Genomic DNA, 26,365 nt, shown 5'->3' with positions numbered 1-26,365 from the left:
TCGCTGCCCCGGCCTGGAGGCTCGGCGCTGGCCCCCGAGACCGGCTCCGGGCCTCCTGCTGGTTGCGCGGGTGCGCCCCGGAGGCGCCTGGCCGGGCGTGGGCGTCGCCCGCCGGGGTCGAGCGGGCGAAATGCCAGCGTCCGCAGCTGGCCGACCTCGGTGTTTCGCCCGCTCGACGTTCCGGGTCCGGGCGAGACGACGCCCGCACCGCCCCGCAGGCACGAGCGGGCGAAATGCCGGAGTCCGCGGCTGGCTCGACCACGGTGTTTCGCCCGCTCGACCCGGGCGCCGGGGCGCCGAGGGAGCCGGCGAGGTCGCCCGCGGACGCTGCCGCGGGCAGCGCGCGGCCCGCCCACGCTCAAACGAGTGCTGCGCGGGGGCCACGACGAGCGAGCACGGCGGCGCCAGCGGTCGGGGGTGTCTGCGGCCGGCAATAGGATCGGGGCATGGCAACCGCGAATGACCGCCTCGTCTGGATCGACTGCGAGATGACGGGCCTCGACGTCGAGGTCGACGAACTCGTCGAGGTGGCCGTGGTCATCACCGACTTCGACCTCAACCCCGTGCATCCCGGGTTCGACATCGTGATCAAGCCCGACCAGTCGGCGCTGGACAACATGAACGAGTTCGTTACGAACATGCACGCCACGTCGGGCCTCAGCGAGGAGATCCCGAACGGCGTCAGCCTCGCGGACGCCGAGTACCAGGTGCTCGAGTACATCCTCGCCCACGTCCCGGCCGAGGGCAGCGCTCCCCTGGCCGGCAACACGATCGGCACGGACCGCGCGTTCCTGGCGAAGTACATGCCCCGCGTCGACGGCCACCTGCACTACCGCAGCGTCGACGTGTCGAGCATCAAGGAGCTCTGCCGCCGCTGGTTCCCGCGCGTGTACTTCAACGCCCCGGAGAAGCACGGCGGACACCGCGCCCTTGCCGACATCCTCGAGTCCATCCGGGAGCTCGAGTACTACCGCCGCGCGGGCTTCATCGCCGAGCCCGGCCCCTCGACCGACGACGTGCGCGCCGTGGCCGCCGAGGTCGTCGAGGCCTGGGCCCCTCGTCTCGCAGGTCCGACCGCCGAGTAGTGTCCCGGGCACCCGCCCGCGTGTACTACTATTGAGTGGTTGCCCCGTAGGTCGGGTGACGGACATGGTGGGTATAGCTCAGCTGGTAGAGCGCCTGGTTGTGGTCTAGGAGGTCGCGGGTTCGAGCCCCGTTACTCACCCCATGTACGAAGGCCCCCGTCGAGTGACGGGGGCCTTCGTCGTTGTAGGGGCCCGTGCGACCGGCCAGGCTGACGTCCGGTCGCATGTGCCACGATCGACCCCGTGATGGAGATGTCCGCCGAGGCGTTCGAGGCCCTCGTGACCGATGAACTCGACCTGCTGCCGGACGAGATGGTCGACGGACTCGACAACGTGGTGTTCGTCGTCGAGGACGAACCCGAGGACGGCTCTGAGCTCTTCGGCATCTACGACGGCGTCGCGCAGACCGAACGCGGGCAGTACGGCTTCGGCGAGCTCCCCGACCGCATCGTGGTGTTCCGGAAGCAGCACCTGGCGGAGTGCGACACCCACGAGGAACTCCGCGACGAGGTCCACACGACCTTGGTGCACGAGATCGGGCACTGGTACGGCATCGACGACGAGCGCCTCCATGAACTCGGCTGGGCCTGACCCCACATCCTCCGATCGGGCGGTGTCAGGAGCGCAGCACGACGTCCGCCAGTGACGCGGGGTCCTCCGCGGCGATGAAGGCGTCCTCCTGCGCAGCCCACCGGTCCCACTGCTCGGCGAACACCGCCCCGTCGCGGTCGATCGCCCGGCGCTTCCGCTCGGCATCGTCCGCCGACATCCAGATCCGGAGCGTCGCGAGCGGTGCAGCGGCACGGGACAGCGCCCCGCAGCCCTCGACCACGATCGGTGCGCCCGGATCGAGCGTCACCCACCCAGCCGGTTCCGACCGTTCCCAGTCCCACCGCCGGTAGCCGGAGGGCGCGCCGAGCACATCCTCCACCACGGCTGTTGCCGCTGCGAGCAGGCCATCCCACCCGGGGTAGACGTCGTCCAGGTGGACGAGCTGCGCTCCCAGCTCGGTGGCCAGGGCCTCGCCGAGCGTGGTCTTCCCGGTGCCGGAACGGCCGTCGATCAGCACGACGCACCGTCGGCCAGTGGCGTCGGACGCGACCCGCGCGCGGTCGGCGAGCGCCGAGGCGGAGGCGAGGGGCGAGACGAAGCCGAGCTGAGCCTCCAGGCCGGACGCAGACGACGCGACCCGATCGGACGACCCCGCCCGATCCGACGACCCCGCCCGGTCGGAGGATGCGGCCGGTCCCGGCCTCGCCCGATCAGGCACGCCACGTCCCCGCTGCGACCGCCACGGCGATCGACACCAGCCCGATGCCCACCAGCACCGCGACCGTCGCCCACTCGCGCCCACCGAACCGCGCCGGACGGGCCCATGTCCGCGTGCCGGGCGCACCGAACCCCCGCGACTCCATCGCCACGGCCAGCGTCGTCGCGCGACGCAACGCCACGACGAGCAGGGCGAACGCCATCGACGCCCCACGGCGGAGGCGTCCGGTGTCGGCGAGGCCCCTGGCGCGTCGGGCCATGCCGAGTTGCCGCCAGTCCTCACCGAGCAGCGTCATCATCCTGATCGCGGCGAGCGCGCCGAGCACGAACCGCGCCGGCAGCCGCAGCACCTGCCCCATCCCGTCCGCCAGGTCCGTCGGGTCCACACGGATGAACAGCGCCACCGACGGGATCCCCACCGCGAGCACCCGCAGCATCGTCGCGAGGGCGAGCGCCAGGGAGCCGTCGGTGACGTGGGCGAAGCCGAGGTCGAACCACTCACGACCGGAGGCGCGACCGTAGAGCGCGATGCTCAACCCCGTCAGGGGCACCGCGAGCAGCACCGGCGACGTCCGCAGCAGCAGCGTGCGCACCGGGATCCGCAGGAGCGGCAGCAGCGCGAGCTCGATCACCAGGGCGACCGCCGCGGACACGACGTCGAGACTCAGGACGAGACAGACGCCGAGTCCGAGCACACCGAGCAGCATGGCCACCGGCTGGACGGCGTGCACGCCGCGGGCGCGCCGGACGGGAGGCTCGCCCCGCCATGACGGGGCCGCCGGCGTCGTCCGGGTGGTCACCACGCACCTCCCGTGGTCGGGCCGGTCGCGCCTGGTGCGCCCGTCGCGTCGTGCGCGCGTGTCGCGCCGGCCGGGCTGAGGACGACCTCGTCGGCGTCGAGTGCGCGGACGAGGTCGCGGTCGTGGGTCACCGCGACGATCGCGGTGCCGCTGTCGGCGAGGGCGCCGAGGCGGTCGACGACGGCCTGCCAGGTGGCGCGGTCCTGCCCGGAGGTCGGTTCGTCGAGGACCACGACCGGCGGGCGGGTGGCGACGACGGTGCCGATCGCGAGGCGTCGCTGCTCCCCGCCGGACAGCGTGAAGGGGTTGGCGTCCGCCAGGTGTCGGAGGGCGAAGGCATCGAGCAGGTCGTCGGCGCGGGCCGCCGCGTCGGGGAGGCCGAGCGCGCGGGGGCCCGCCTCGAGTTCGGCGCGCACGGTGCGGGCGACGAACTGGTGCTCGGGGTCCTGGAACACGGTGCCGATCCGGGCGGCGAGGGCGCGGCTGGTCCACGCGTGGGGTGCTGGTCCGGCTCCGTCCGCGAGGGCCTCGGTGGCTTGGAGTGTGCCGTCGGCCGGGCGGAGCAGTCCGGCGAGCGTGAGGCCGAGCGTGGACTTGCCGACGCCGTTCGGGCCGGTGACGGCGAGGACCTGGCCGCGGGTGACGGTGAGGTCGATGCCCGTGCCGACGCGCTGGCGACGCCCGCGTGCGGTGGCGAGGTGCTCGGCGCGGAGGAGCGGGTCGGCGGCGGGTGGGTCCTGCGTGAGCGGGACCCGGTCGAGCGGGCGGAATGCCGTGGTGGGTCGCTCGTCGGACGCCGGCATATCGCCCGCTCGGCTGGGCGCGGGGCGGGGTCGGCGGGCGGAGCCTCTGGTGGGTTCGGAGCCGGGGACCCAGACGCCGGCGGCGGTCAACGCCTCGCCGTGGGTCCGGAGCACGTCGGCCGGGTTGCCGTCGGCCACGACACCGCCAGCGGGTTCGAGCAGCACCAGTCGGTCGACCAGGTCGAGCCAGGTGCCGATCCGGTGCTCGACGACCAGGAGGGTGGCACCGGTGTCCTCGAGGAGCGCCCGGACTGCGTCGTGCACCTGCTCCACACCGTCCGGGTCGAGGTTCGCGCACGGCTCGTCGAGCACGAGGGCTCCGGGGCGCATCGCGAGCACCCCGGCGAGTGCGAGTCGCTGCCGCTGCCCTCCGGAGAGCATCGTCGTGGACCGGTCGAGTTCGAGGTCGAGCCCGACGACGTCGAGGGCAGAACGCACGCGCTCCCACGTCTCGGCGCGCGGCACCCCGGTGTTCTCGCACCCGAACGCCACGTCGTCGCCGATGCGGGACATGACGGTGTGCGCCTCGGGGTCCTGCATGACCAGGCCGACCCGGCCGCGGACGGACTCGGGTGGCGCACCGTCGACGAGCACGCTGCCCCGGACCTCGGCCGCGGTGTCGTCGTCGGGGTCGGGCTCGTCGGGCAGGACCGCGGCGACGGCCCGGAGGAGCGTCGACTTCCCGGCCCCGGACGGCCCGACGACGGCGACGCGCTCCCCCGGCTCGACGACGAGGTCGACACCGCGGACGGCCCAGATGTCCCGCTCGGCGTACCGCCAGCCCCAGTCGCGGAACTCGATCCGGGCGGGGTGGGCGCCCGCCATGCTCAGGCTGCCGAGGAGGGACGGCGCCTGGCGTGCTCGCGACCGACCGCGAAGGACGACAGCACGCCGGTGCGGGCGAGGGCACGGACGATGAGCCACGAGCCGAGGCCGGCGATCACGGCGCCGGAGATCGTGCCGCAGACGATGTAGACCACCTTGAAGGCGGCGTCGAGCCCGGCGTACCAGAGGACCGAGTCGTTGATGCCGAGGGCGAGGCCTGCGGCAGCGCCCGCGAGCATGACGACCGGCAGGCGGTACACCCGGTAGAGGAACAGCGCGAGGACGAGCTCGGCACCCAGGCCCTGCACCAGGCCGGCCTCGAGGGTGCTCCACCCCCACTGCGTGCCGAGGAGGGCCTCCACGCTCGCGGCGACGATCTCGGCGTAGAGCGCGGCGCCGGGCTTCCGCACGATGATCGCGACGATCGGCCCGGCGAGGAGCCAGACACCGCCGAACAACGCCTGCGTGCCGGGCAACAGGAGGGCGACCGCGGCGGAGAGCGGCTCGTAGCCGAACTCCCAGAGCTTGAACACGACGCCGACGGCGACGGCGAGGACACTGGCGACGACGATGTCGACGACCCGCCAGCGCAGTGAGCGCCTCGGGGTTGACGTCGCCGCCGTGGACTGGGCGGTGGTGGTGGTGGGCGTGCCGGACGGCATCATTCGAGACTCCTCCCTGCGCCGGCATGACCCGGATCAGGTTCGACGGTCGGAGCGCTGCTCGCTCCCTCTCAGCCCGGCGATCCCGGACTCCCGTGTGTGTCCCAGCAGTGTACTGCTTCGGAGCCCTACTTCTTGAGGACGCGGATGAGCTTGCGGAGGACGGTGCCGGTCACCCAGATGACGGGGATGCTCACGACCATCAGGGAGATGAGGTTGGGCTCGAACTCGAGGTCCTTGCCGGGACGACGCACGTACGCGCCGACGGGGAGGGTCGCCCCGCCGCCACCGCCGCCACCGTTCTGGTCGTCGCCGCCGCCCCCGAAGCCGAACCAGCCGACGGACACCGGGATGAGGGTCTGGTCACCGACCTCGACCGGGTCTCCGTAGTTCGTGGAGACCCCGACGGGGCGGACCTTGTCTGCGATCTGCGTGACGATGTTGGTCATGGCGCGAGGCTACTCCCGCGGTCCTGGCCAGCGCGCGAGCTGTCCACAGCCCGGCGGGTGCCGCAGGCTGTCCACCGGCGGGTCTCGCACGGCGGACAGCACAGGGACCCGCCGATACGTTTGCTGCAACCACCTACGGAGGAACGTTTGCACACCTGGCCCGGCAACCCCTACCCGCTCGGCGCGACCTACGACGGCAGCGGGACGAACTTCGCCCTGTTCAGCGAGGTGGCCGACCGCGTGGAGCTCTGCCTCTTCGACGAGGACGGCACCGAGGAGTGCGTCCCCCTCGTCGAGGTCGACGCCTACGTCTGGCACGCGTACCTGCCGAACATCGGCCCCGGACAGCGGTACGGCTTCCGCGTCCACGCCCCGTACGACCCGGCGAACGGTGTCCGCTCGAACCCGGCGAAGCTGCTGCTCGACCCGTACGCCAAGGCGACGAGCGGCGACATCGACTGGGACCAGTCGCTGTTCTCGTACACGTTCGGCGACCCGGACTCCACCAACGACGAGGACTCCGCCTCGCACATGGTGAAGGGCGTGGTCATCAACCCGTTCTTCGACTGGCAGGGCGACCGTGCTCCGCGCACGCCGTACGGCGAGACCGTCATCTACGAGGCGCACGTCAAGGGCCTCACCCAGACGCACCCCGACGTGCCAGAGGAGCAGCGCGGCACGTACGCCGGCGTCTCGCACCCCGCCGTCATCGAACACCTCAAGCGGCTGGGCGTGACGACGCTCGAGCTCATGCCGGTGCACCAGTTCGTGAACGACTCGACCCTGCAGGACAAGGGGCTGTCGAACTACTGGGGCTACAACACCATCGGGTTCTTCGCGCCGCACTCGCACTACTCGTCCTCGGGCGACGGCGGGCAGCAGGTACAGGAGTTCAAGACGATGGTGCGCGAGCTCCACCGTGCCGGCATCGAGGTCGTCATCGACGTCGTCTACAACCACACGGCAGAGGGCAACCACCTCGGCCCGACGCTGTCGTTCCGCGGGATCGACAACGCCGCGTACTACCGCCTGATGGACGACGACAAGCGGTACTACATGGACGTGACGGGCACCGGCAACTCGCTCAACGTCGGCCACCCCCACTCGCTGCAGCTCATCATGGACTCCCTGCGCTACTGGGTCACCGAGATGCACGTCGACGGCTTCCGCTTCGACCTCGCCGCGGCGCTCGCCCGCGAGTTCTACGAGGTCGACCGGCTGTCGGCCTTCTTCGAGCTCGTCCAGCAGGACCCGATCGTGTCGCAGGTGAAGCTCATCGCCGAGCCGTGGGACGTCGGCCCCGGTGGCTACCAGGTGGGCAACTTCCCCCCGCAGTGGTCGGAGTGGAACGGCAAGTACCGCGACACCGTGCGTGACTTCTGGCGGGGTGAGCCGTCGACCCTCGGGGAGTTCGCGTCGCGGATCTCCGGGTCGGCCGACCTCTACGAGCACGACGGCCGCACGCCCAAGGCCAGCATCAACTTCATCACGGCGCACGACGGCTTCACGCTGTACGACCTGGTGGCCTACAACGAGAAGCACAACGACGCCAACGGCGAGGACAACAACGACGGCGAGAGCCACAACCGGTCCTGGAACTCCGGGGAAGAGGGGCCGACCGACGACGAGTCCGTGAACGCGCTGCGGGTGCAGCGTCGACGGAACTTCATCGCGACGCTGCTGCTCAGCCAGGGCGTGCCGATGATCGCGCACGGCGACGAGCTCGGGCGCACCCAGCACGGCAACAACAACGTCTACGCGCAGGACTCCGAGCTGAGCTGGATCGACTGGGCTGCTGCTGACGACGACCTCGTGCAGTTCACGGCCGACGTCGTCAAGCTCCGGCACGACCACCCGACGTTCCGACGCACGCGCTACTTCAACGGTCGCCCGGTCCGCCGTGGCCAGGACGAGCCCCTGCCCGACGTCGTGTGGCTGACCCCGTCCGGCGAGGCCATGGAACCCGAGGACTGGGACTCCGGCTTCGGCAAGAGCGTCGGCATGTACCTCAACGGCGACGGCATCCGTGGGCGCGACTCCCGCGGCGACCGCGTCACCGACGTGGCGTTCATCACGTACTTCAACGCGCACGACGACACCGTGACCTTCACCCTGCCCCCGGAGGAGTACTCCCCGGGCTGGACGGTCCGCATCGACACCGCCGCCCCCGGCGCCCGCGACGAGGTGCTCGACGCCGGATCCCCCCTCGACGTGCCGGCCCGCTCGATGATCGTGCTCCGCGCCGAGCCCGACCACGTGGTGACGACCACCCCGGTCGAGGTCCAGGACCAGGCCGCGACCGGACCCGACGCCCCGCAGGACGCCGTCAGCCCGGTGAACCCGGCCGGCTCGCACGCCCCGAGCGGGACCGCGCCGACCCGTGGGACGACCGGACCCTCCTCGAATGAACCCAACCCGAACGGAACCTCCCGATGAACCGCCGGATCCCGACCTCGACCTACCGGCTCCAGGTCTCGCCCGACTTCGACCTCACCGCCGCGAAGGACGTCGTCGACTACGTCCGCGACCTCGGCGCCGACTGGGTCTACCTCTCCCCCGTGCTCCAGGCCGAGCCCGGCTCCGACCACGGCTACGACGTCGTCGACCACTCCCACGTCGACGCGCAGCGCGGCGGGGACGACGCCTTCCGCGCGGTCGCCGAAGCCGCCCACGCGGCCGGCCTCGGCGTGCTCGTGGACATCGTCCCGAACCACGTCGGCGTCGCCACCCCCGAGGTGAACCCGTGGTGGTGGTCGCTGCTCGAACACGGCCAGGACTCCCCGTACGCCCGGGCCTTCGACGTGGACTGGGACGCCGGCGACGGCAAGCTCCGCATCCCCGTGCTCGACGACCGCCTGCTCGACGCCGTCGTCCTGCAGGGCGACCGGCTGCTCGTCGGCGAGACCGCCTACCCGACCGCGCCCGGCACGGTGCAGGGCGGCGACGACGTCGAGACCGTGCACGCGCGACAGCGCTACGAGTTCGTGCACTGGAAGCGTGCCGACCACGAGCTCAACTACCGCAGGTTCTTCGCGGTGAACACCCTCGCGGGCATCCGCGTCGAGGACCAGGAGTTCTTCGACGCCTCGCACGAGCGCATCGGGGCCTGGTTCCGCGACGGCCTCGTCGACGGCCTGCGCATCGACCACCCGGACGGGCTCTTCGACCCCGCGGGGTACCTGCAGGACCTGCACGAGCTGACCGGCGGCGCGTACACGCTCGTCGAGAAGATCCTCGAGCCCGGTGAGCAGCTGCCGTCGTCGTGGCCGGTCGACGGCACGACCGGCTACGACGCCCTCGGCTTCGTCGACCGCGTGTTCGTCGACCCGACGGGTGCCGACGCACTCGGGGTGACGTCCGGGTCGGAGCCGCACGACTGGCAGGCCCTGACGCACGACACCCGCCGCGGGATCGCCGACGGCATCCTCGGCAGCGAGGTCGCCCGCCTCGCCCGGATCCTCGTCGCCGAGACCGACGGCCTGCCCCACGAGCGCGTGGTCGACGCCGTCGCCGAGATCGTGGCCTCGTTCGACGTGTACCGCACGTACCTCCCGGAGGGCGTCCACCACCTGGTCACCGCCCTCGAGCGCGCTGCCGAGGCCCGTCCGGACCTCGACGACGTCATCGACCGCATCGCCCCGGCCCTGGTCGACCCGACGCACCCCGCCGCACTCCGGCTGCAGCAGACCAGCGGCATGGTGATGGCCAAGGGCGTCGAGGACACGGCCTTCTACCGGGTGTCCCGCCTGTCGTCCCTGAGCGAGGTCGGCGGTGACCCGAGCGTCTTCGCCGTGACCACCGACGAGTTCCACGCGGCGCAGCGCGAGCGCCTCGCGAGCTGGCCGCACACGATGACCACCCTGACCACCCACGACACCAAGCGGAGCGAGGACACCCGCGCCCGCATCGCGGTCCTCGCCGAACTCGGCGAGGAGTGGAACGAGACGTTCCGGCAGCTGCAGGCCCTGGCACCGCTCGAGGACACGGTCTTCGCCGACCTGCTCTGGCAGGCCGTCGTCGGAGCCCGGCCGGCGTCCCGTGAACGGCTGCACGCGTACGCCGAGAAGGCGTCGCGGGAGGCCGGCAACAGCACGACCTGGACCGAGCCGGACGAGGCCTTCGAGGGGCAGATGCACGCCCTCGTCGACGCCGCGTTCGACGACCCCGCCGTGGTGGCACTCCTCGACGCCCTCGACGAGCGGATCACCGCCGCGGGCTGGTCGAACGGCCTCGCGGTCAAGCTCGTCCAGCTCACCGCTCCCGGCGTCCCGGACGTGTACCAGGGCACCGAGGGCTGGGACCGTTCCCTGGTCGACCCGGACAACCGCCGTGCGGTCGACTACACCGAGCGTCGGCACGCACTGGCTGCGCTGGACGGCCCCGACGACGACGGCCCCGAGCAGCTCCCGACGATCGGGCTCGACGCCCGCGTCAAGCTCCTCGTCACCAGCCGCGCGCTGCGCCTGCGCCGTGACCACCCCGAGCTCTTCACCCGGTACCTGCAGCTCGAGGCCACCGGCACCGCGGCGGACCACGTGCTGGCCTTCGACCGCGGCGGCGCGGTCACCATCGCGACGCGACTGCCCGTAGGGCTCGAGCGGGTCGGCGGCTGGGGTGACACCCTCGTCCACCCGGTCCCCCTCGACCGCGTCGACCTGCTGACCGGCCGGGTCGTCCCGGCGGCCCGCGGCATCGCCGTGGCCGACCTGCTGAGCACCTACCCGGTCGCCCTGCTCGTCCCGGCGGACGTCGCCGGCACGACCGGGCACCTGGCGGACGCGACGACCGCGACCGACGCGAGCGGAGCCTCCCGTCCGACCGGAACGACCGGAACGACCGCACCTGACACGGCCGACGCCCCCACCGGCGCGGCCACCACGACCGACGCCCCCGGTGAGACCGACGCGCAGGCCGACATCGACATCCTGGAGGGTCACGCATGACCGAACCTGCCCGCTACGCCGTCTGGGCGCCGAAGCCGGAGCGCGTGCGCCTGGTCGTCGACGGCACCGAGTACCCGCTCGAGCGCGGTTCCGACGACTGGTGGAGCACCGACGCGGTGATGCCCGTCGTGGGTGCCCGCTACGGGTTCCGCATCGACGACGACGACGCGGTCCGCCCGGACCCGCGCAGCCGGTTCCAGCCCGAGGGCGTCCACGGCCCCTCCGAGGTCGTCGACCCGGAGCGCTTCGCCTGGACGGACGAGAGCTGGACCGGACGACCGGCGCGCGGCGCGGTGGTCTACGAGATGCACGTCGGCACGTTCACCCCGGAGGGCACGCTCGACGCCGCTGCCGCCAAGCTCGACCACCTGGTCGAACTCGGCGTGGAGTTCGTCGAACTGCTGCCCGTCAACGGCGTCAACGGCGAGTGGAACTGGGGCTACGACGGGGTGGCCTGGTACGCCGTGCACGCCCCGTACGGCGGACCGGACGCGTACGACCGCTTCGTCGACACCGCCCACGCGCTCGGCCTCGGCGTCATCCAGGACGTCGTATACAACCACCTCGGCCCGAGCGGCAACTACCTGCCTCTCTACGGTCCGTACCTGGTGCAGGGGCTGGCGAACACCTGGGGCGACTCGGTCAACGTCGAGGAGCCCGAGGTCCGCCGCTACGTGCTCGACAACGTGCGCATGTGGTTCCGGGACCACCACGTCGACGGGCTCCGGCTCGACGCCGTGCACGCGATCCGTGACACCTCCCGACCGCACGTCCTCGCGGACATGGCGAGCGAGACCGATGCCTTCTCCGCGTTCACCGGTCGGCCGCTGTCGCTCATCGCGGAGTCGGACCTCAACGACCCGGTGATGTTCCGGCCGCGTGAAGCCTCCGGCTACGGGCTCGCCGGCCAGTGGTCGGACGACTTCCACCACGCCGTGCACGTCGCGGTCACCGGGGAGACGAACGGCTACTACGCCGACTTCGCTCCGCTGTCGGCGCTCGCGAAGGTGCTGGAGTCCGGGTTCTTCCACGACGGCACGTGGTCCTCGTTCCGCGGCGCCCGGCACGGGCGTCCGATCGACCGCGGCACCTCCCCCGCGACCGCGCTCGTCGTCGCGAACCAGAACCACGACCAGATCGGGAACCGGGCAGCCGGTGACCGCCTGGCAGCGACGGTGTCGGACGAGGGGCTCGTCATCGCGGCGGCCCTGACCCTGCTCGGCCCGTTCACGCCGATGCTGTTCATGGGCGAGGAGTTCGCTGCGTCGACGCCGTGGCAGTTCTTCACGTCGCACCCGGAGCCGGAGCTCGGCAAGGTCACGGCCGAGGGCCGCATCAAGGAGTTCGCCCAGCACGGCTGGGACGAGTCCACCGTGCCGGACCCCCAGGACCCGTCGACGTTCCAGAACTCGAAGCTCGACTGGGCTGACACCACCTCGGACCGTGGAGCGGCGATCCTGCGCGCCTACCGGGTGCTCATCGCACTGCGTCGGACCGACGAGGCCTTCGTGGACCACCGGTACGAGGCCAACGCGGTCCGCTTCAGCGAGGACGGCCGGTGGCTCGTGCTCACGCGCGGGCTGCTCGGCCCGACGGCCGCCCCCGTGCACGTGGTCGTCCACCTGGCGGACGGCGCCGCCGAGGTGCCCGTCCCGGACGCCTCGGGCGAGGTCCTCTACGCGTTCGGTGACGTCACCGTGCCGGACGAGACCGAGACCGTGCGCTTCGAGGGACGTGGCGTGGTCGTCCTGCGATAGGGACTTCAGCGGCACGACACCAGCACGACACGACGATGCCCGGCCGGGGGAACCCAGCCGGGCATCGTCGTGTCCGCTCGGACCGCCGTCCGGTCAGTTGATCGGGTTCGACACCGCGTGCGCGTTCCTCCGCACCGACGGCAGCGGGTGGTGGTCACGGACCAGCGCACGGACCTCTCGCACGCGGCGGTCGATGCCCCACTTCGTCACCAGGGTCAGGCTCTCCCGCACGATGTTCCCGCTCATCTTCGACACGCCGAACTCCCGCTCGGTGAAGGTGATGGGGGTCTCGACGATGCGGAGCCCGGCCTCGAGCGCGCGCCAGCACAGGTCGACCTGGAAGCAGTACCCCTTCGAGGCGATGCCCGCCAGGTCGATCCGCCGGAGCGCGTCCGCGGTGAAGACCCGGAAGCCGCCGGTGGCGTCACGGACCGCGATGCCGAGGGCCAGTCGCGTGTAGAGGTTGCCGCCGCGGGAGAGCAGCTCGCGGTACCAGGGCCAGTTCTCGACCTTGCCGCCCTTGATCCACCGGGAGCCGAGGACCAGGTCGTTCGAGTCCGCGAGCTCGATGAGCCACGGCAGGTACTCGGGGTGGTGGGAGCCGTCGGCGTCCATCTCGACGAGCTTGTCGTAGCCCTGCTCGAGTCCCCAGGCGAAGCCGCTCAGGTACGCCCCGCCGAGGCCGTCCTTCACGGTCCGGTGCAGCACGTGCACCCGGTCGGTCTCCTGGGCGATGGCGTCGGCGATGGCACCGGTGCCGTCGGGCGAGTTGTCGTCGACGACGAGGACGTGGACGTGGTCGTCGGTCGCCGCGAGGGTGCGCTCGACGATCGGGCGGACGTTCTCCGCTTCGTCGTAGGTCGGGATGATGACCAGGGTGTCGCTCATGGTGCTCCTCGGATGGTTCGATCGAACATATCGGTCGGGTGCTGGTTCACCCGTCCGACAGGTCTGCGAAGACGATCAGGTTGTCGGTGTAGTGCCCAGTCGCGGTGTCGAACGTGCCGTCGCACGTGATGAGCCGCAGCGTGGGCGTGGGGGTCGTGCCGTACACGTCGCTCGTCGGGAACGCGGACTTCGACGCCCGTTCGGTCGTGTCGACGGTGAAGGTGCGGCTGGTGCCGTCCGTCATGGCGACGTGGACCTCGTCCCCGGCCACCAGCTCGTCGAGGCGGAAGAACACGGCGGCGCTCGTCGGGCTGTCGACGTGCCCGGCGATGACCGACGGACCGACCTGCCCGGGGACGATGCCGTCGCTGAACCAGCCCGCGTTGTCCCAGCCCTTCGGCGGGTCGAGCTCGCCGGCGGCGCCGCGGTGCAGGTCCTCGAGCGAGGCGTCGACCCCGATCGCCGGGATCGTCACCCGGGTCGGGGTCGCGGTCGACCGGGCCTCTGGGGCAGCCGGGTCCTGGAACCCGGTGATGTCCCGGTCCCCGCTCCCGGCAGCAGCGGAACCGGCAGCACCGGCAGCGGCCCCGGAAGCACCAGCAGCAGTACCGGAAGCACCCGGAGCACCGGCCGTCGACGACGCCGAACTGACCGGGCCGGCAGCACCGTCACGGTCCCCGGCGGCGACTGCCACCCCGGTCACGACCGCTCCGGCCGTCACCACGACGGCCGCGGCCGTCCCGACGACGACCCAGCGCCGACCGAGTCTCGCCGCCAGGGACATCCTGCGCGCCCCGGAAGCCGCAGGACGTCCGCCAGAGCGAGTCTCGCCACCACGAGCGGCAGCACGCCCCGCCGACCGCCGCCCGCGCTCCCCGCTCACGACGCACCCCCGCCCGCGGTCGCGCAGCCGCCGAGCACGTCCGACGTCAGCATGGTCGCGCCGAGCGCCGCCCACGCGTCCCCGTAGTAGGTCGGCGTCGTGGCCGAGGTCCGGTCGGCACGCTCCAGGTCGGCCCGAGCAGCGCCGGTCGCCCCGGACGCCTGCTCCGCAGCGGCTCGCGCCGCGTACGCCAGCGCACTCCGGTCCCCGGTGACGGCCGTGCCGCCGAGGTCGAGCTGCGCCGCGAGCTGCGTGGTCCGACGGAGCGTCGGTGCCACGGACGCCGCGAGTGCCCGGTCCGGAGCCGTGCAGGCCTCGGCGTAGCGCAGCGGCATCCGCATGGCGTCGTACCCGTAGAGCACGCGGGCGTCGTCCCCGGTGGCGGGCATCGGGTCGACGGAGCCGTCGGCGTGCACCTGCGACCAGTCGCTCGGCAGGTCGGACTTCTCGAGCACGGCGCGCGTCACCGCGGTGGAGCTCGTCGCGAGCTCCTTCCAGCGGTCGTCCTTCGTGGCCGCAGCGAGCACCCGGTAGGCGGCCGGCGAGGCGTAGGACGCGTTGTACCGGTACGGCTCGGAGTCGGCCCACGGCCCCGGCAGCAGGATCAGCCCGAGGTCCGTCCTGGCCGTCTCGTGGTCGAGAACCGCTGCGGCCATCCGCTTGCCGGCGGCGGTGTACCGCTCGTCGTCCCAGGCGTCGCCGGCGAGCACGAGGGCCCTGGCGGTGTCGAGGTCGGCGTCGCTCGCGGACTGCGCGTCCGAGACGCCGCCGGCGGGCGTCCAGCGCCAGGCGAGCAGGTGGTCGTCGGTGAGCAGGTGCTGCTTCGTCCACGACCAGATGTCGTCGAAGCGGTCGCGGTCGTCCGCGGCGTAGGCGATGAGCAGCCCGTAGGCCTGCCCCTCGCTGACGGTGTCGTTGCCCTGGTCCTTCCGGACGACCCGCCCGTCCTCGACGTAGCGGTCGAGGAACGCCGTGCGCAGCTGCGCCGGGGTGCGGGTGCCGTCGGGGGCGGTGGTCGAGGTGGGCGTCGAGACGCCCCCGGCATCCGGTGCGCGGTCGGACCACGGTCGGACCGCCGCGACGGCGATGCCGCCGGCGACGAGGACCGCGGCGAGCGCCACGGCGGTGACGGGGATCCAGTTCCTGCGGGTCATGCTGGCTCGCTCTCTGCTGGTGGGTGGGGCGTCGGACTGGAGGCCCGGGTCAGGTGCGCGGATCGGCGCACGTGGGGTGGGCCTCCAGTCCGGTGTGGTCGGGACGACCGCGGATCAGGTGACCGTCAGTTGAAGATGCCGCGGATCGCCCGGACGAGCGCGTGGAACGCGTCGGTCGACGGTCGCTCGGCGGCCGTGCCGCCGCCGCCGGTCTGCACGCCGCCGGCCGGGGTCTGGGCGGTCGCGGCGGCGTCGGTGACCGGCACGACCGTCAGGTCGCCCTTGCTGTCGTCGAGGACGAACAGGGTGGAGACGGTGTTGCCGGCGAGGTCGACGTCGGCGCTGCCGACCTGTCCGCCGCCGCTGAGGTCGAGGTTCCACTTGCCGGCGTCGACCGTGGCGTACTTCGTCGCGGAGCCGAACTTCGCCCCGGAGGCGATCGCGGTGCCCGTGGAGGTGCTGACGTCGACCGTCTTGGCGGTGGTGGCGGCCTGGACGAGCCGGAGCTTGGCCTTGCCGTCACCCGGCTGCTGCAGGTCGTCGCTGAACGCGGCGGTCTTCAGCGCCGTGCTCTTGCCGTAGGCGACGACGGTCCCGGCGTCCCCGCCCTGCACGGTGACGTCGGTGGAGATGACCGGCGTCGAGTCCGGTGCGTCCGAGGCCCGCATCGAGAGCACGTAGGTGCCGGTCGGCAGCTCCTTGTACGGGCTGACCTGGCCGTAGGTGACGTCGTCGAGCTCGAAGACCGTCTTGCCGCCGGACAGGCTCGAGAGCTCGACGTCCACGGCATTCGTGTCCGGCGAGAGGTGGCCCACGCGGAGCCAGCCGTCCTGCGGGGCGGCGGTGGCGGCGCTGGCGGCCTGCGGGGCGAGGCCGACGGTCGCGGCGACGAGCGTCGTGGCGAGGGCGCCGACGACGACGATGCGGCGGCGAGGGGTGCGGAGGGAGGCGGTCATGATGGTGCTCCTTCGGGTCGGGGCCGTGCTGGTGCGATCAGGGCGATCGCGGTGCTGCTGGTGCTGGTCGTGCGGTCGGGGTGGCCGGCGCAGGGTCGGCGCGGGTCGGGGCGGCGCGGTCAGGACGCGTTGACGGCCGTCGTGGTCGGGTCCATGGGCGACCAGACGACGGTCAGGGTGTCGCCGTCGCGCTCGATCGACTCGGCGCGGTAGTCCTTCGCCAGGGCGTCGAGCGTCTTCTCGGTGTTCACCGCGGCCGTCGGACTCGCCGTGTGCAGGACGACCCGTCGGAACGAGCGGCCCTCCTCGCCGGTGAGCGGGGTGAAGCGGTCGACGCGCACGAAGCGGTCGGCGAGCACCTGCCCGAGGGCGATCATCGCGCGGGAGTCCACCTGGCCGGCGCGGAACTGCGACTCGGTGCCGGCGTCGGCGTTCAGTGCGGGGTTCTGTGCGAGCTGCGTGCCGAGGGTCTTGCGCACGTTGCTCGCCGCGGTGATCTCCTGCTCGGCGGTCCGCTGTCCCTGCGGGTGGATCTGCCGGACGTCGACCATCTGGTTGCCGGTGCCGAAGGACGCGACGACCGTCGAGTTCTGGATCGCGTCCCGGACGTCGGTGGACGAGTTGCCGCCGGTGCGCATCGAGTCGGTCGTGACGACGTAGTCGGAGTCCTTCCAGCCGTTCGGCGACTGGCGCTGCACGGCTCCGTCGGTGTCGAGCTTGTAGTACCAGACCACGTTGTCGCGGGCGAAGCCGTCGTCGACGAGGTCGACCCACATGGCGTCGTCGACGAGCATCCGGGAGCTCTTGTCGACGTTGTCGCCGATCCAGTTCTCCGCCTGTGCCATCGGCTTGTCCAGGTCGGTGATGAGGAACCCGCGGAGCTGCGATCCCCAGAGCGGGACCGCGACGACCAGGGCGGCGGCGGTGACGAGCGCCCAGGTGCCGCCGAGCACGCGGCGGCTGACCCCGCGGAACCGGCTCTTGGCGCGGAACGCGGTGATGCCGGCGACGGCGAGGACGGCACGCTCCCCCACGAAGGCGACGAGCAGCGCGGCGAACGGCACGAGCATGATCACGTACGGCACGGGCAGGTACCCGTTCGGGCGGAACATGAACGCGAGCAGGAAGACGAGCATCGCGGCGATCGGGCGGACCCGGCGGAGGAACAACCCCACGACGGCGGCGGCGGACCCGAGCACGATGAACACCGGGTCGAGCGCCCACCACTGGGCTGCGGCGTCGTTCGCCAGGCTGCCGCCGGAGAACACCGACCCGCTGGCCTGCCGGCTGCCGAGCTGGTAGGTGACGCCCTCGAGCAGGCTGACCTTGCCGGCGCTCGGCAGGAGTTCGCCCTTCACGGCCGCGAGCAGGATGTACCCGCCACCGATGACGGCGAGGACGGCGCCGGCGACGCTGAGCGTGTACCGGCGGGTGCTCGGGTCGGCCCGGCGGACGGCCAACCAGATGAGGAACGGCAGCGCCAGCAGGTAGGTCTCCTTGCTGAGCACGGCCATGCCGAGGCAGGCGGCGGCGCCGACGAACCCGGCGAGCTGCTGGCGACGGCTGAGCACGAGCACGAATGCGGCGAGGAGCCACGGGGTCGCGACATTGTCGATGTAGACCGTGCGGTGGTACTGCAGCGCCAGCGGGGAGAGCCCGAAGACGAGCACGGCCACGGCAGCGGTGGGGCGGGAGCCGCCGAGCCGGCGCATCAGCACGAAGAGGAGCACCGCGGAGACGGCGGCGAAGAACACCATCGACTCCCGGGCGGCCTCGACCGCGAAGGCGTAGCGGGCGAAGGCGCCGGTCAGCTGCGTGTAGCCGGCGATCTGGATCCAGCCGAGCGGCGGGTGGTCGTACCAGTACGTGTAGTGCGTGAGCTCGCCGAGGTGCGTGATCGACCACGCCTGGGCGGTGTACGTGCCCTCGTCGTCGATGCGCTGTGGGGTGCCGCCCATGTTCCAGGACTGCACGGCCACGGCGACGGCCAGGACGGGGAGGAGCCACACGAGGCTCCTGGCGTGCACGCGGAACCACGTGCCGGCGCCGGACGAGGACCTGGCACCACGGATCGGGATGCCGGTCGTGTTCGTGATGCTGGCGGTCATCGGTCGTCACCTCCTGTCGCGGGGGCCCCGGCGGACGCGAGGGCGGGTTCGGAGTCGGGCTGGGTCTGGGCCTGCGGCTGTGCCGCGGAGTCGGGCTCGGTCACGGCCGACGAGAAGCCCACGACCTCGGGCTGGGCACCGCGGTGCTGACCCGTGTGCTCGGTCTTCTCCCAGCCGTTCTGCCCGCGGGAGTGGCGGACGACGGCTCGGACGGCCGCTGCGGCGAGGAACACCTGGTACGGCACCAGGCCGAGCACGAGCTTCACGTAGTCGCGGACGCGGACCTTCTCCTTGTAGAGCCGGCCGAACTCGCCGAGCCCGGCGATCTCGACCGCCAGGAGCATGAGCGTCGGGGCGAGCGGGATGAAGGAGATCAGGGCGATGGCCGTCGGGACCTTGACGAACGCGATCATGACGACGCTGAGCGGGATGAGGAGCCCGGTGGCCGCCTGGATGAACGGCATCGTCAGCAGGTACCGGGCGAAGAAGCGCTGCTTGAACGTCGGCAGCTTCTTCCACTCCCCCTTGCCGAGGACCTGCAGGAAGCCCTGGTTCCACCGGGTGCGCTGCTTCAGGAGCGACGCGAAGGTGGGCGGGGTCTCCTCGCGGGTGACGGCCTCGGGGCTGTACGCGACGACGACCTTGGCGTTGTCGGCCGACAGGCGGACGCCGAGCTCGCAGTCCTCGGCGAGGCAGTGCGCGTCCCAGCCGTTCGACCAGTCCAGGCGCTCCTTGGTCACGAAGACGGTGTTGCCGCCGAGCGGGATGAACTTCGACTCGGCGTGGAAGTGCAGGCGCGAGCGGAACCAGAAGTAGTACTCGAGCACGTTGCGGAGCGACCACCAGCTGGAGCGGAAGTTCATGAGCTGCACGCCGCCCTGCACGACGTCGGCGTCGGTCTCCTGGAAGCGCGAGTCGACGAGGCTCAGCAGGCGCGGGTAGACCTCGTCCTCGGCGTCGAACACGCCCACGATGTCCCCGGTCGCGTACTGCAGCGCCAGGTTCATCGCCTTGGGCTTGTTCTTCGGCAGGGTGTCGTCGACGACCACGCGGATCAAGTCGGGGTGGCGGGCAGCGGCCTCGCGCACGACGCGTTCGGTGCCCGGGTCGTCCTCACCGACGATCGCGATGATCTCGAAGTCGGGGTGGTCCTGCGTGGTGAGCATCTCGAGCGTCTGCCCCATCACCTCTTCCTCGTGCCGACCGGGCACGAGCAGCGTGAAGCGGTGCGCGGCGGGCCGCGGTGTCTGGCTGAAGCTCGTGGCGCGCAGCGCCGAGCGGGAGCGCCAGGCATGCAGCATCCACCACAGGGTGCTCAGCGCGACCAGCGTGAGCAGGACGGAGATGGCGACGAGGGCCGAGTAGCCGATCCACTCGCCCACCGACCAGGCGGCCTGCGCGGCTTGGCCCGAGCCTCCCGTCGGGACGTCCGTGGTCCCCCGGTTCGGGACGTCGCCCCGGGGACCGGTGGGGTCGTTCGGCTGCAGCAGCGGCCCGGCGGCCGCGACCAGCGTGGTCAACATGGTCATTCTGTGAGCTCCTTCGTGCGACGTGCGTCCCGGGAACGGAAGACGAGGGCCTTGTACGCGGCGAACCGGAAGACGGTGCCGAGGACCAGGCCGACCCCGTTGCCGGCGACGTTGTCGGCGAGGGTGCTGGTGAAGCCGAGCAGGTAGTGCGAGACGAACAGGCAGGCGGCGGCGATGCCGAGGCCGATCAGGTTCGTGAGTGCGAAGAGGGCACCCTCGCGGAGCGTCTCGCGGCGTCCGGAGGTGCGCTCCGCCCGGAACGTGATGGACCGGTTGAGGACCCACGCGACCGCCGTGGAGATGACCGCCGAACCGACCTTCGCCGCGATCGGCTTGTCGTCGAGGACCGTGAAGCGCAGCAGGTTGTAGACGCCGAGGTCGACGAGGAAGCAGAACGCGCCGATGGCGCCGAAGGACACCAGCTGCCGCGAGGTCGCGATCAGCCGCGTCAGACGGCCCGTGGGGACCACCTGTTCGGGTGGCACCACAACGAGGGTGTCGGTCGAGGTCATGCCCCCGATTCGGGGGTGACGGGGTGGTGGTTTGGGTGGGGTACGCGGTTGCCCAGGCGTCTGCCAGCTACCGGACTCCGGCCGTTCACACGGGGTACGTCCGGTGGGCGGGTTGCGTCGTGTTGCGGACGTTCAGACGCGGGACTGCGGTGCGTCGTGTACGTGGCCGGGGAACGACGGACGGGAGGCACGGTGCCAGCTGGCACCGAGCCTCCCGTCGGGTGGGTCGTGCGTGTTGCGTGTTGCTTGTCGCTTGCTGCGTGTTGCGGGCTGCTTGCTTACGCGGGGCGGCTCGTGGGGCTGACGCTCTTCGAGGAGTCGTGCTCGGGGATGTCGCCCAGGGCGGCGTCGATCGCCGCGAGGGCGTCGGCGTCCAGCTTCACGCCCACCGCCTTCACGTTGTCGGTGACCTGCGCCGGACGCGAGGCCCCGACGATCGCCGACGCGACGTTGTCGTTCTGCAGCGTCCACGCGATCGCGAGCTGCGCCAGCGTCAGGCCGGCCTGGTCGGCGACGGGCTGCAGGCGCTGGACGGCCTCGAGGACGTCGTCGCGCATGTACCGCTTGATCATGTCCGCGCCGCCCTTCTCGTCCGTGGCGCGGGAGCCCTCGGGGAGCGGCTGACCCGGCTTGTACTTGCCGGTGAGCACGCCCTGCGCGATCGGCGAGAAGACGATCTGCGACAGGCCGAGCTGCTTCGAGGCGGGGACGACCTCGCCCTCGATCACGCGCCACAGCATCGAGTACTGGGGCTGGTTCGAGATGAGCTGGAAGCCGAGCTCCTTCGCCAGTGCGGCACCGGCGCGGATCTGCTCGGCGGTCCACTCGCTGACGCCGATGTAGAGCGCCTTGCCCTGCCGGACGACGTCCGCGAAGGCCTGCATGGTCTCTTCGAGCGGGGTCTCGTAGTCGTACCGGTGGGCCTGGTAGAGGTCGACGTAGTCGGTCTGCAGGCGCTCGAGCGAGCCGTCGATCGACTCCATGACGTGCTTGCGGCTGAGGCCGACGTCGTTGTGCCCCATCGGGCCGGTCGGCCAGTAGACCTTCGTGAGGACCTCGAGGGACTGTCGGCGCTCCCCCTTGAGCGCTTCGCCGAGGACGGTCTCGGCTGCTGTGTTGGCGTACGTGTCCGCGGTGTCGAACGTCGTGATGCCGACGTCGAGCGCTGCCCGCACGCACTGGGTGGCGACGTCGTTCTCGACCTGCGAGCCGTGCGTCAGCCAGTTGCCGTAGGTGATCTCGGAGATCTTGAGTCCGGAGTTGCCCAGGTACCTGAATTCCATGGCTCCGACGCTAGTGGTTCCGCCCCGGGCATGCGGGGCCCTGCGGGTGCCTGTCAGCGGACCGGGCGTGGGTTCCGCCCGGCGGGGGCGCCCGGGGTTCCGCCCGGAAGTTCCGCCCGGAAGCGCGAGCGGGCGAAACACCGTGGTCGCCCGGCACCCCCACCCGGAGGTTCCGCCCGCTGGGCCGCGTGCACTTCCCCGCGGTCACCCGCGTCCTCCGACGGCCCCCGCCGGCCCCGGCTCAGAGGCGAGCGGGCGAAACACCGTGGTCGCCCGACGCGTCCACCCGGAGGTTCCGCCCGCTCGGCCGCCTGCAGCTCCCCGCGGTCGCCCGCAGCCCCCCGTTCCCCTCCCCTCCCGGGCTCAGAGGCGAGCGGGCGAAATGCCAGGGCGTCGCGCGCCCGAGACCCAGACCTTTCGCCCGCTCGTGTGAGCGGAGCGTCCTCCACAGGCCCGTCTTGTCAGCAGGTATCCACACTGGAGGCTCGGGCCGGCATCCCGACGACGGCTCGGCACGAGCATGTGGTGATGACCGCACGACGACCACTCCCACTGGTGCTGCGAGACGCCTCGTTCCGCGTCCGGGACGCGCTCCACCGAGGCGTCTCGCGCGGCCGGCTCGAGGCGAAGGACCTCGTACGGGCATTCCATGGGACCCGCTCCGCGACGCAACCGAGCACCGTGGACGAGCGTGCCCGCGCACTTGCACCGCGCCTCCGTCCCGACCAGGTCTTCAGCCACACGACTGCCGCAGCGATCCTCGGGGTGCCGCTCCCCCGACGTTTCGAGCGGGACCTCCGTCTGCACGTGACCACCATCGGCGTCGACCAGGCGCTGCGCGTCCGCGGAGCCAAGGGGCATCGGGCCCGGTCCGGGACGGTCCGCCGCTCGCAGGCCCGAGGCGTCCCGATCAGCAGCCCGGCGGACACGTTCGTGGCGCTCGGCGCGATGCTCACGCTCGATGAACTCATCATCGCTGGCGACGCACTCGTCGGGTGGCTCGGCTGGGTGACGCTCGAGGAGCTCGTGGCGGCAGTCCGCCGTCGACGCGGGATCCGAGGGATCGTGAACCTCCGCGCGGCCCTCGAGGAGATCCGTGTCGGGTCCAGGTCGCCCGGCGAGACTCGTACGCGGCTGGCGCTCGTGCGCCGAGGACTCCCCGAGCCCGTGCTCAACCACGACGTCGTCGTCGACGGGCAGTGGATCGCTTGTGTCGATCTCGCGTACCCGGAAGCCCGAGTGGCGATCGAGTACGAGAGTGACCTCCACCGGACCGATCCGGCCACGTTCAGGAAGGACCTCACGCGCGGAGAACACCTGAAGGACGTCGACTGGTGGCTCGTCCGCACGACCAGAGATGACGTGGGTCGGGGTGTCGAACGCTTCGTGTGGCGCATCCGTCGGCTGCTCGAGGCTGGTCAGCGGGGGCCCCACGACAGACGTCTCGCCACGCTTGCGTGAGCAATGGTTGACGCTTCAACTAAACAGGTGCAGAATGGCGTAGCATCACCTCGATGCGGGCGCATGGATCGGGCTCCGGTTCGCTCGCGTCGCTCAGACTCAGTCGTCCCGGAAGGACAACACCATGGCTCTCACCGCTTCCGCCATCCCCGGCTACGTCACCGGCACCTGGAAGGTCGACCCGACCCACTCCGAGGTCAGCTTCTCGGTCCGCCACCTCGCGATCAGCAAGGTCAAGGGCAAGTTCGAGCAGTTCGACGCCACCCTGGTCACCGCCGAGAACCCCCTCGACACCACGCTCGAGGCCTCGATCGACGTCTCCAGCATCAACACCAACCAGCCGCAGCGTGACCAGCACCTGGCCACGGGCGACTTCTTCCTGACCGAAGAGCACCCGCACATGACGTTCCGCTCGACCGGCATCCGCGAGGACGGCGACGACATGCTCATCGACGGTGAGCTCTCGCTGCGCGGCGTCACGAAGAACGTCACCCTGAAGACCGAGTTCGGCGGCGTGACCACCGACGGCTACGGCCAGACCAAGCTCGGCGCCGAGGCGACCACCAAGATCGACCGCACCGAGTTCGGCGTGAACTGGAACGCGGCGCTCGAGGCCGGCGGCTTCACCCTCGGCAACGACGTCACGATCAACCTCGACGTCCAGTTCGTCCTCCAGGCGGCGTAGTCCGCTCGGACCCACTCGCTGACTGAGGGCACCGAACACTCCTCACCCAGCACGACGAAGCCCCGACGCCCTTGCGGTGCCGGGGCTTCGTCGTGCCCGGGGGCGCTCCGAGGTCCGAGCCGAGCAGGGTCGTGCCGCACCCCCGCGCCGACCTGCACGTCCCCGCACCCGGACGAGCGGGCGGAAACGCTGCGTCGGTCCGCCAACGCACTACGGTGTTTCGCCCGCTCGCGGACCGCACGAGCCGAAGCGAGCCGGACTCGGGGGAACCGAGCCGACCCTCCCGGCCGCACCCGGACGAGCGGGCGGAAACGCTGGGTCGGTCCGCCAACGCACCACGGTGTTTCACCCGCTCGCGGACCGCACGAGCCGAAGCGAGCCGGACTCGGGGAACCGAGCCGAGCCGAGCCGGACCTCGGCCGAGCCGAGCCTCCAGGCCACATACGGCCGCACCCGGCCGCGCCCGGACGAGCGGGCGGAAACGCTGGGTCGGTCCGCCAACGGACCACGGTGTTTCGCCCGCTCGCGGTCCGGGCGCCCCAGAAGGGAACGGTTCGCCCGCGCACGCGGCCGCGGGCCACCGGGCGCCCCGCTACCGTGGCACCACGGCCGGGCGCGGGAATCCGCAGCGCGCCAGGCCGGTTGCACGCCACACCACGACGAACAGGAGCACCACCATGGCCACCGACTGGATCGCGTTGCAAGCACTGGCCGCAGCCGAGTTCGGCCGCCGCGTCGCCGCCGTCACCGCGTGGGACGCCGCCACGCCCGACTCCGAGTGGACCACCAGGGACCTCGTCACCCACGTGATCGAGGAGCAGCGGTGGATCCCGCACCTGCTGACGGGCTGCGACCACGAGCAGGCGCAGGCGGACCTCGAGCCCGTGGGCGAGGACCTCGTGGCCGAGTGGCAGCGGTTCGCGAGCGCCGCGACCGAGGCCTGGGCGAAGGCCCCGCAGGACACCCCCGTGCACCTGGCGACGGACGTGGTGCCGGCGGGCGAGTACCTCGCGGAGCAGACCTCGGACATCACGATCCACACGTGGGACCTCGCGCGGGCCACCGGCAGCGACGAGACCCTGCCGGACGAGCTCGTCCGGGCGGTGTGGCACCACTTCGAGCCGCAGATCGAGTCCCTCGCGGAGACCGGCCTGTACGCCGCCCCGGTCGAGGTCGGCGACGACGCCCCGCTCCAGGTCCGCCTGCTCGCCGTCACAGGGCGCGATGCCAGAGTGGAAGCATGACGTCCACCAGCAACACGACACCCGGAAGCGCAGGCACCACCACGAACGACACGACACCCACCGCGGGCACCGTCCGCCTCGGCCGCACCGGGCTCGAGATCAGCAACGTCGTCCTCGGGATGATGTCCTACGGCGACCCCGACCGCGGCTCCCACGCGTGGAGCGTCGACATCGACGCCGCCAGGCCCTTCGTCCGCCGCGCGTTCGACGCCGGCATCACGACGTTCGACACCGCGAACGTGTACTCCGACGGCTCGAGCGAGGAGATCACCGGCACGCTCCTCAAGGAACTCGCCCCGCGCGAGGACGTCCAGGTCTTCACGAAGGTCTTCAACCGGATGCGCCCCGGCAAGAACGGCGCCGGCCTGTCCCGCGTCGCGATCATGCACGAGATCGACGCCTCGCTGACCCGCCTCGGCACGGACTACGTCGACCTGTACCAGATCCACCGCTTCGACCCGCTGACCCCGGTCGAGGAGACGATGGAGGCCCTGCACGACGTCGTCAAGGCCGGCAAGGCCCGCTACATCGGCGCCAGCAGCATGTGGGCGTGGCAGTTCGCGCAGATGCAGCACACCGCCGAGCTGCACGGTTGGACGAGGTTCGTGAGCATGCAGGACCAGTACAACCTGCTCGAACGCGAGGAGGAGCGCGAGATGCACCCCTTCTGCGCGGCCACCGGCGTCGGCGTCATCCCGTGGAGCCCCCTGGCCCGCGGCAAGGTCACCCGCCCGTGGGACGCCGAGGGCTCCGGCTCCCGCTCGACCACCGACGAGTTCGGCAAGACCCTCTACCGCCAGGACGAGGACGCCAACCGCGCCATCGTCGGCGCCGTCGAGTCGATCGCCAGCGAGCGGGGCGTCAGCATGGCGCAGATCGCCCTCGCCTGGGTCGCCGGCAAGGACGCTGTCACCGCGCCGATCATCGGTGCGACCAAGGAGCACCACATCGACGACGCGGTCGCCGCGTCCGCGATCGAGCTCACCGAGGACGAGGTCACGCGACTCGAGTCCGCCTACACGCCTCGGGTGCCGTCCGGTTTCTGACGCACCACGAGACGGACGGGAGG

22 protein-coding genes, 1 tRNA gene and 1 riboswitch are annotated in these 26,365 nt (G+C 71.6%); of the genes, 10 read left to right on the top strand and 13 right to left on the bottom strand.

What is annotated here, in order from left to right:
- Positions 1-446: 446 nt before the first annotated feature.
- The 3 genes from orn to BIU98_RS04210 all read left to right on the top strand — a co-directional run bounded on the left by orn (position 447) and on the right by BIU98_RS04210 (position 1,676).
- Entirely contained in the window at positions 447-1,085 is a 639-nt protein-coding gene (gene orn / locus BIU98_RS04220; RefSeq protein WP_071272007.1) for an oligoribonuclease, read from the top strand.
- A gap of 67 nt (positions 1,086-1,152) precedes the next feature.
- Positions 1,153-1,228, top strand: a tRNA-His gene (locus BIU98_RS04215).
- Between the two features lie 103 nt (positions 1,229-1,331).
- Positions 1,332-1,676 carry a metallopeptidase family protein gene (locus BIU98_RS04210; protein ID WP_071272004.1) on the top strand — a complete coding sequence of 115 codons (345 nt, stop codon included), beginning with the start codon at positions 1,332-1,334 and terminating at the stop codon, positions 1,674-1,676.
- A 25-nt stretch (positions 1,677-1,701) separates the two neighbouring features.
- Here BIU98_RS04210 and BIU98_RS04205 read toward each other — a convergent pair whose 3' ends face one another.
- The 5 genes from BIU98_RS04205 to BIU98_RS04185 form a co-directional block, all read right to left on the bottom strand.
- Positions 1,702-2,355 (bottom strand): ATP-binding protein, encoded by a 654-nt coding sequence (locus BIU98_RS04205; RefSeq protein WP_302847960.1) that lies wholly within the window; start codon positions 2,353-2,355, stop codon positions 1,702-1,704.
- Positions 2,348-3,154 carry an energy-coupling factor transporter transmembrane protein EcfT gene (locus BIU98_RS04200; protein WP_368073034.1) on the bottom strand — a complete coding sequence of 269 codons (807 nt, stop codon included), beginning with the start codon at positions 3,152-3,154 and terminating at the stop codon, positions 2,348-2,350. Before BIU98_RS04200 ends, BIU98_RS04205 begins: the two co-directional genes overlap by 8 nt.
- Positions 3,151-4,782 carry an ABC transporter ATP-binding protein gene (locus BIU98_RS04195; protein ID WP_071272001.1) on the bottom strand — a complete coding sequence of 544 codons (1,632 nt, stop codon included), beginning with the start codon at positions 4,780-4,782 and terminating at the stop codon, positions 3,151-3,153. Before BIU98_RS04195 ends, BIU98_RS04200 begins: the two co-directional genes overlap by 4 nt.
- Before the next feature lie 2 nt (positions 4,783-4,784).
- Positions 4,785-5,444 carry an ECF transporter S component gene (locus BIU98_RS04190; protein ID WP_139200556.1) on the bottom strand — a complete coding sequence of 220 codons (660 nt, stop codon included), beginning with the start codon at positions 5,442-5,444 and terminating at the stop codon, positions 4,785-4,787.
- Positions 5,440-5,551: riboswitch (TPP riboswitch) on the bottom strand. (Overlaps the previous gene by 5 nt.)
- A gap of 21 nt (positions 5,552-5,572) precedes the next feature.
- Positions 5,573-5,893 carry a hypothetical protein gene (locus tag BIU98_RS04185; RefSeq protein ID WP_071271995.1) on the bottom strand — a complete coding sequence of 107 codons (321 nt, stop codon included), beginning with the start codon at positions 5,891-5,893 and terminating at the stop codon, positions 5,573-5,575.
- Positions 5,894-6,040: 147 nt separating this feature from the next.
- Here BIU98_RS04185 and glgX point away from each other — a divergent pair, with 147 nt between their 5' ends.
- Genes glgX through treZ form a run of 3 tightly spaced genes read left to right on the top strand, consistent with a single transcriptional unit; the run spans position 6,041 to position 12,593 of the window.
- Positions 6,041-8,329 (top strand): glycogen debranching protein GlgX, encoded by a 2,289-nt coding sequence (glgX, locus tag BIU98_RS04180; protein WP_083392961.1) that lies wholly within the window; start codon positions 6,041-6,043, stop codon positions 8,327-8,329.
- Positions 8,326-10,836 carry a malto-oligosyltrehalose synthase gene (gene treY, locus BIU98_RS04175; protein ID WP_071271968.1) on the top strand — a complete coding sequence of 837 codons (2,511 nt, stop codon included), beginning with the start codon at positions 8,326-8,328 and terminating at the stop codon, positions 10,834-10,836. The genes glgX and treY overlap by 4 nt, the downstream gene beginning before the upstream one ends.
- On the top strand, positions 10,833-12,593 hold the full coding sequence (gene treZ, locus BIU98_RS04170) for a malto-oligosyltrehalose trehalohydrolase (protein ID WP_071271965.1): 1,761 nt from the start codon (positions 10,833-10,835) through the stop codon (positions 12,591-12,593). Before treY ends, treZ begins: the two co-directional genes overlap by 4 nt.
- A 93-nt stretch (positions 12,594-12,686) precedes the next feature.
- Here the strand turns inward: treZ and BIU98_RS04165 are convergent, their stop codons facing one another.
- The 8 genes from BIU98_RS04165 to BIU98_RS04125 all read right to left on the bottom strand — a co-directional run bounded on the left by BIU98_RS04165 (position 12,687) and on the right by BIU98_RS04125 (position 21,906).
- Positions 12,687-13,481 carry a polyprenol monophosphomannose synthase gene (locus BIU98_RS04165; protein ID WP_071271949.1) on the bottom strand — a complete coding sequence of 265 codons (795 nt, stop codon included), beginning with the start codon at positions 13,479-13,481 and terminating at the stop codon, positions 12,687-12,689.
- Positions 13,482-13,527: 46 nt separating this feature from the next.
- Entirely contained in the window at positions 13,528-14,184 is a 657-nt protein-coding gene (locus tag BIU98_RS04160; RefSeq protein ID WP_217635664.1) for a class F sortase, read from the bottom strand.
- A 176-nt stretch (positions 14,185-14,360) separates the two neighbouring features.
- The gene (locus BIU98_RS04155) at positions 14,361-15,518 is read right to left on the bottom strand and encodes a glycosyl hydrolase family 8 (protein WP_083392960.1); all 1,158 of its coding nucleotides are present in this window, start codon (positions 15,516-15,518) and stop codon (positions 14,361-14,363) included.
- 125 nt (positions 15,519-15,643) lie between these two features.
- Positions 15,644-16,474, bottom strand: coding sequence for a DUF4397 domain-containing protein (locus BIU98_RS04145; protein ID WP_083392959.1), 831 nt, complete (start codon positions 16,472-16,474; stop codon positions 15,644-15,646).
- Positions 16,475-16,593: 119 nt separating this feature from the next.
- Positions 16,594-18,582 carry a glycosyltransferase family 39 protein gene (locus BIU98_RS04140; protein ID WP_071271889.1) on the bottom strand — a complete coding sequence of 663 codons (1,989 nt, stop codon included), beginning with the start codon at positions 18,580-18,582 and terminating at the stop codon, positions 16,594-16,596.
- The gene (locus BIU98_RS04135) at positions 18,579-20,111 is read right to left on the bottom strand and encodes a glycosyltransferase (protein ID WP_254787787.1); all 1,533 of its coding nucleotides are present in this window, start codon (positions 20,109-20,111) and stop codon (positions 18,579-18,581) included. The genes BIU98_RS04140 and BIU98_RS04135 overlap by 4 nt, the downstream gene beginning before the upstream one ends.
- Positions 20,108-20,623 (bottom strand): GtrA family protein, encoded by a 516-nt coding sequence (locus BIU98_RS04130; protein ID WP_083392958.1) that lies wholly within the window; start codon positions 20,621-20,623, stop codon positions 20,108-20,110. The genes BIU98_RS04135 and BIU98_RS04130 overlap by 4 nt, the downstream gene beginning before the upstream one ends.
- Positions 20,624-20,901: 278 nt before the next feature.
- On the bottom strand, positions 20,902-21,906 hold the full coding sequence (locus BIU98_RS04125) for an aldo/keto reductase family protein (RefSeq protein WP_071271883.1): 1,005 nt from the start codon (positions 21,904-21,906) through the stop codon (positions 20,902-20,904).
- A gap of 528 nt (positions 21,907-22,434) precedes the next feature.
- Here BIU98_RS04125 and BIU98_RS04120 point away from each other — a divergent pair.
- The 4 genes from BIU98_RS04120 to BIU98_RS04105 all read left to right on the top strand — a co-directional run bounded on the left by BIU98_RS04120 (position 22,435) and on the right by BIU98_RS04105 (position 26,342).
- Positions 22,435-23,367, top strand: coding sequence for a hypothetical protein (locus BIU98_RS04120; protein WP_139200554.1), 933 nt, complete (start codon positions 22,435-22,437; stop codon positions 23,365-23,367).
- Between the two features lie 124 nt (positions 23,368-23,491).
- Positions 23,492-24,052 carry a YceI family protein gene (locus BIU98_RS04115; protein WP_071271877.1) on the top strand — a complete coding sequence of 187 codons (561 nt, stop codon included), beginning with the start codon at positions 23,492-23,494 and terminating at the stop codon, positions 24,050-24,052.
- Positions 24,053-24,729: 677 nt separating this feature from the next.
- Entirely contained in the window at positions 24,730-25,296 is a 567-nt protein-coding gene (locus BIU98_RS04110) for a TIGR03086 family metal-binding protein (RefSeq protein WP_071271874.1), read from the top strand.
- Between the two features lie 119 nt (positions 25,297-25,415).
- Positions 25,416-26,342 (top strand): aldo/keto reductase, encoded by a 927-nt coding sequence (locus tag BIU98_RS04105; protein ID WP_071272102.1) that lies wholly within the window; start codon positions 25,416-25,418, stop codon positions 26,340-26,342.
- Positions 26,343-26,365: the final 23 nt, after the last annotated feature.

The organism is Curtobacterium sp. MMLR14_010 (assembly GCF_001865015.1).
GTDB lineage: Bacteria > Actinomycetota > Actinomycetes > Actinomycetales > Microbacteriaceae > Curtobacterium.
This window is presented reverse-complemented; position numbering and strand designations above follow the sequence as displayed.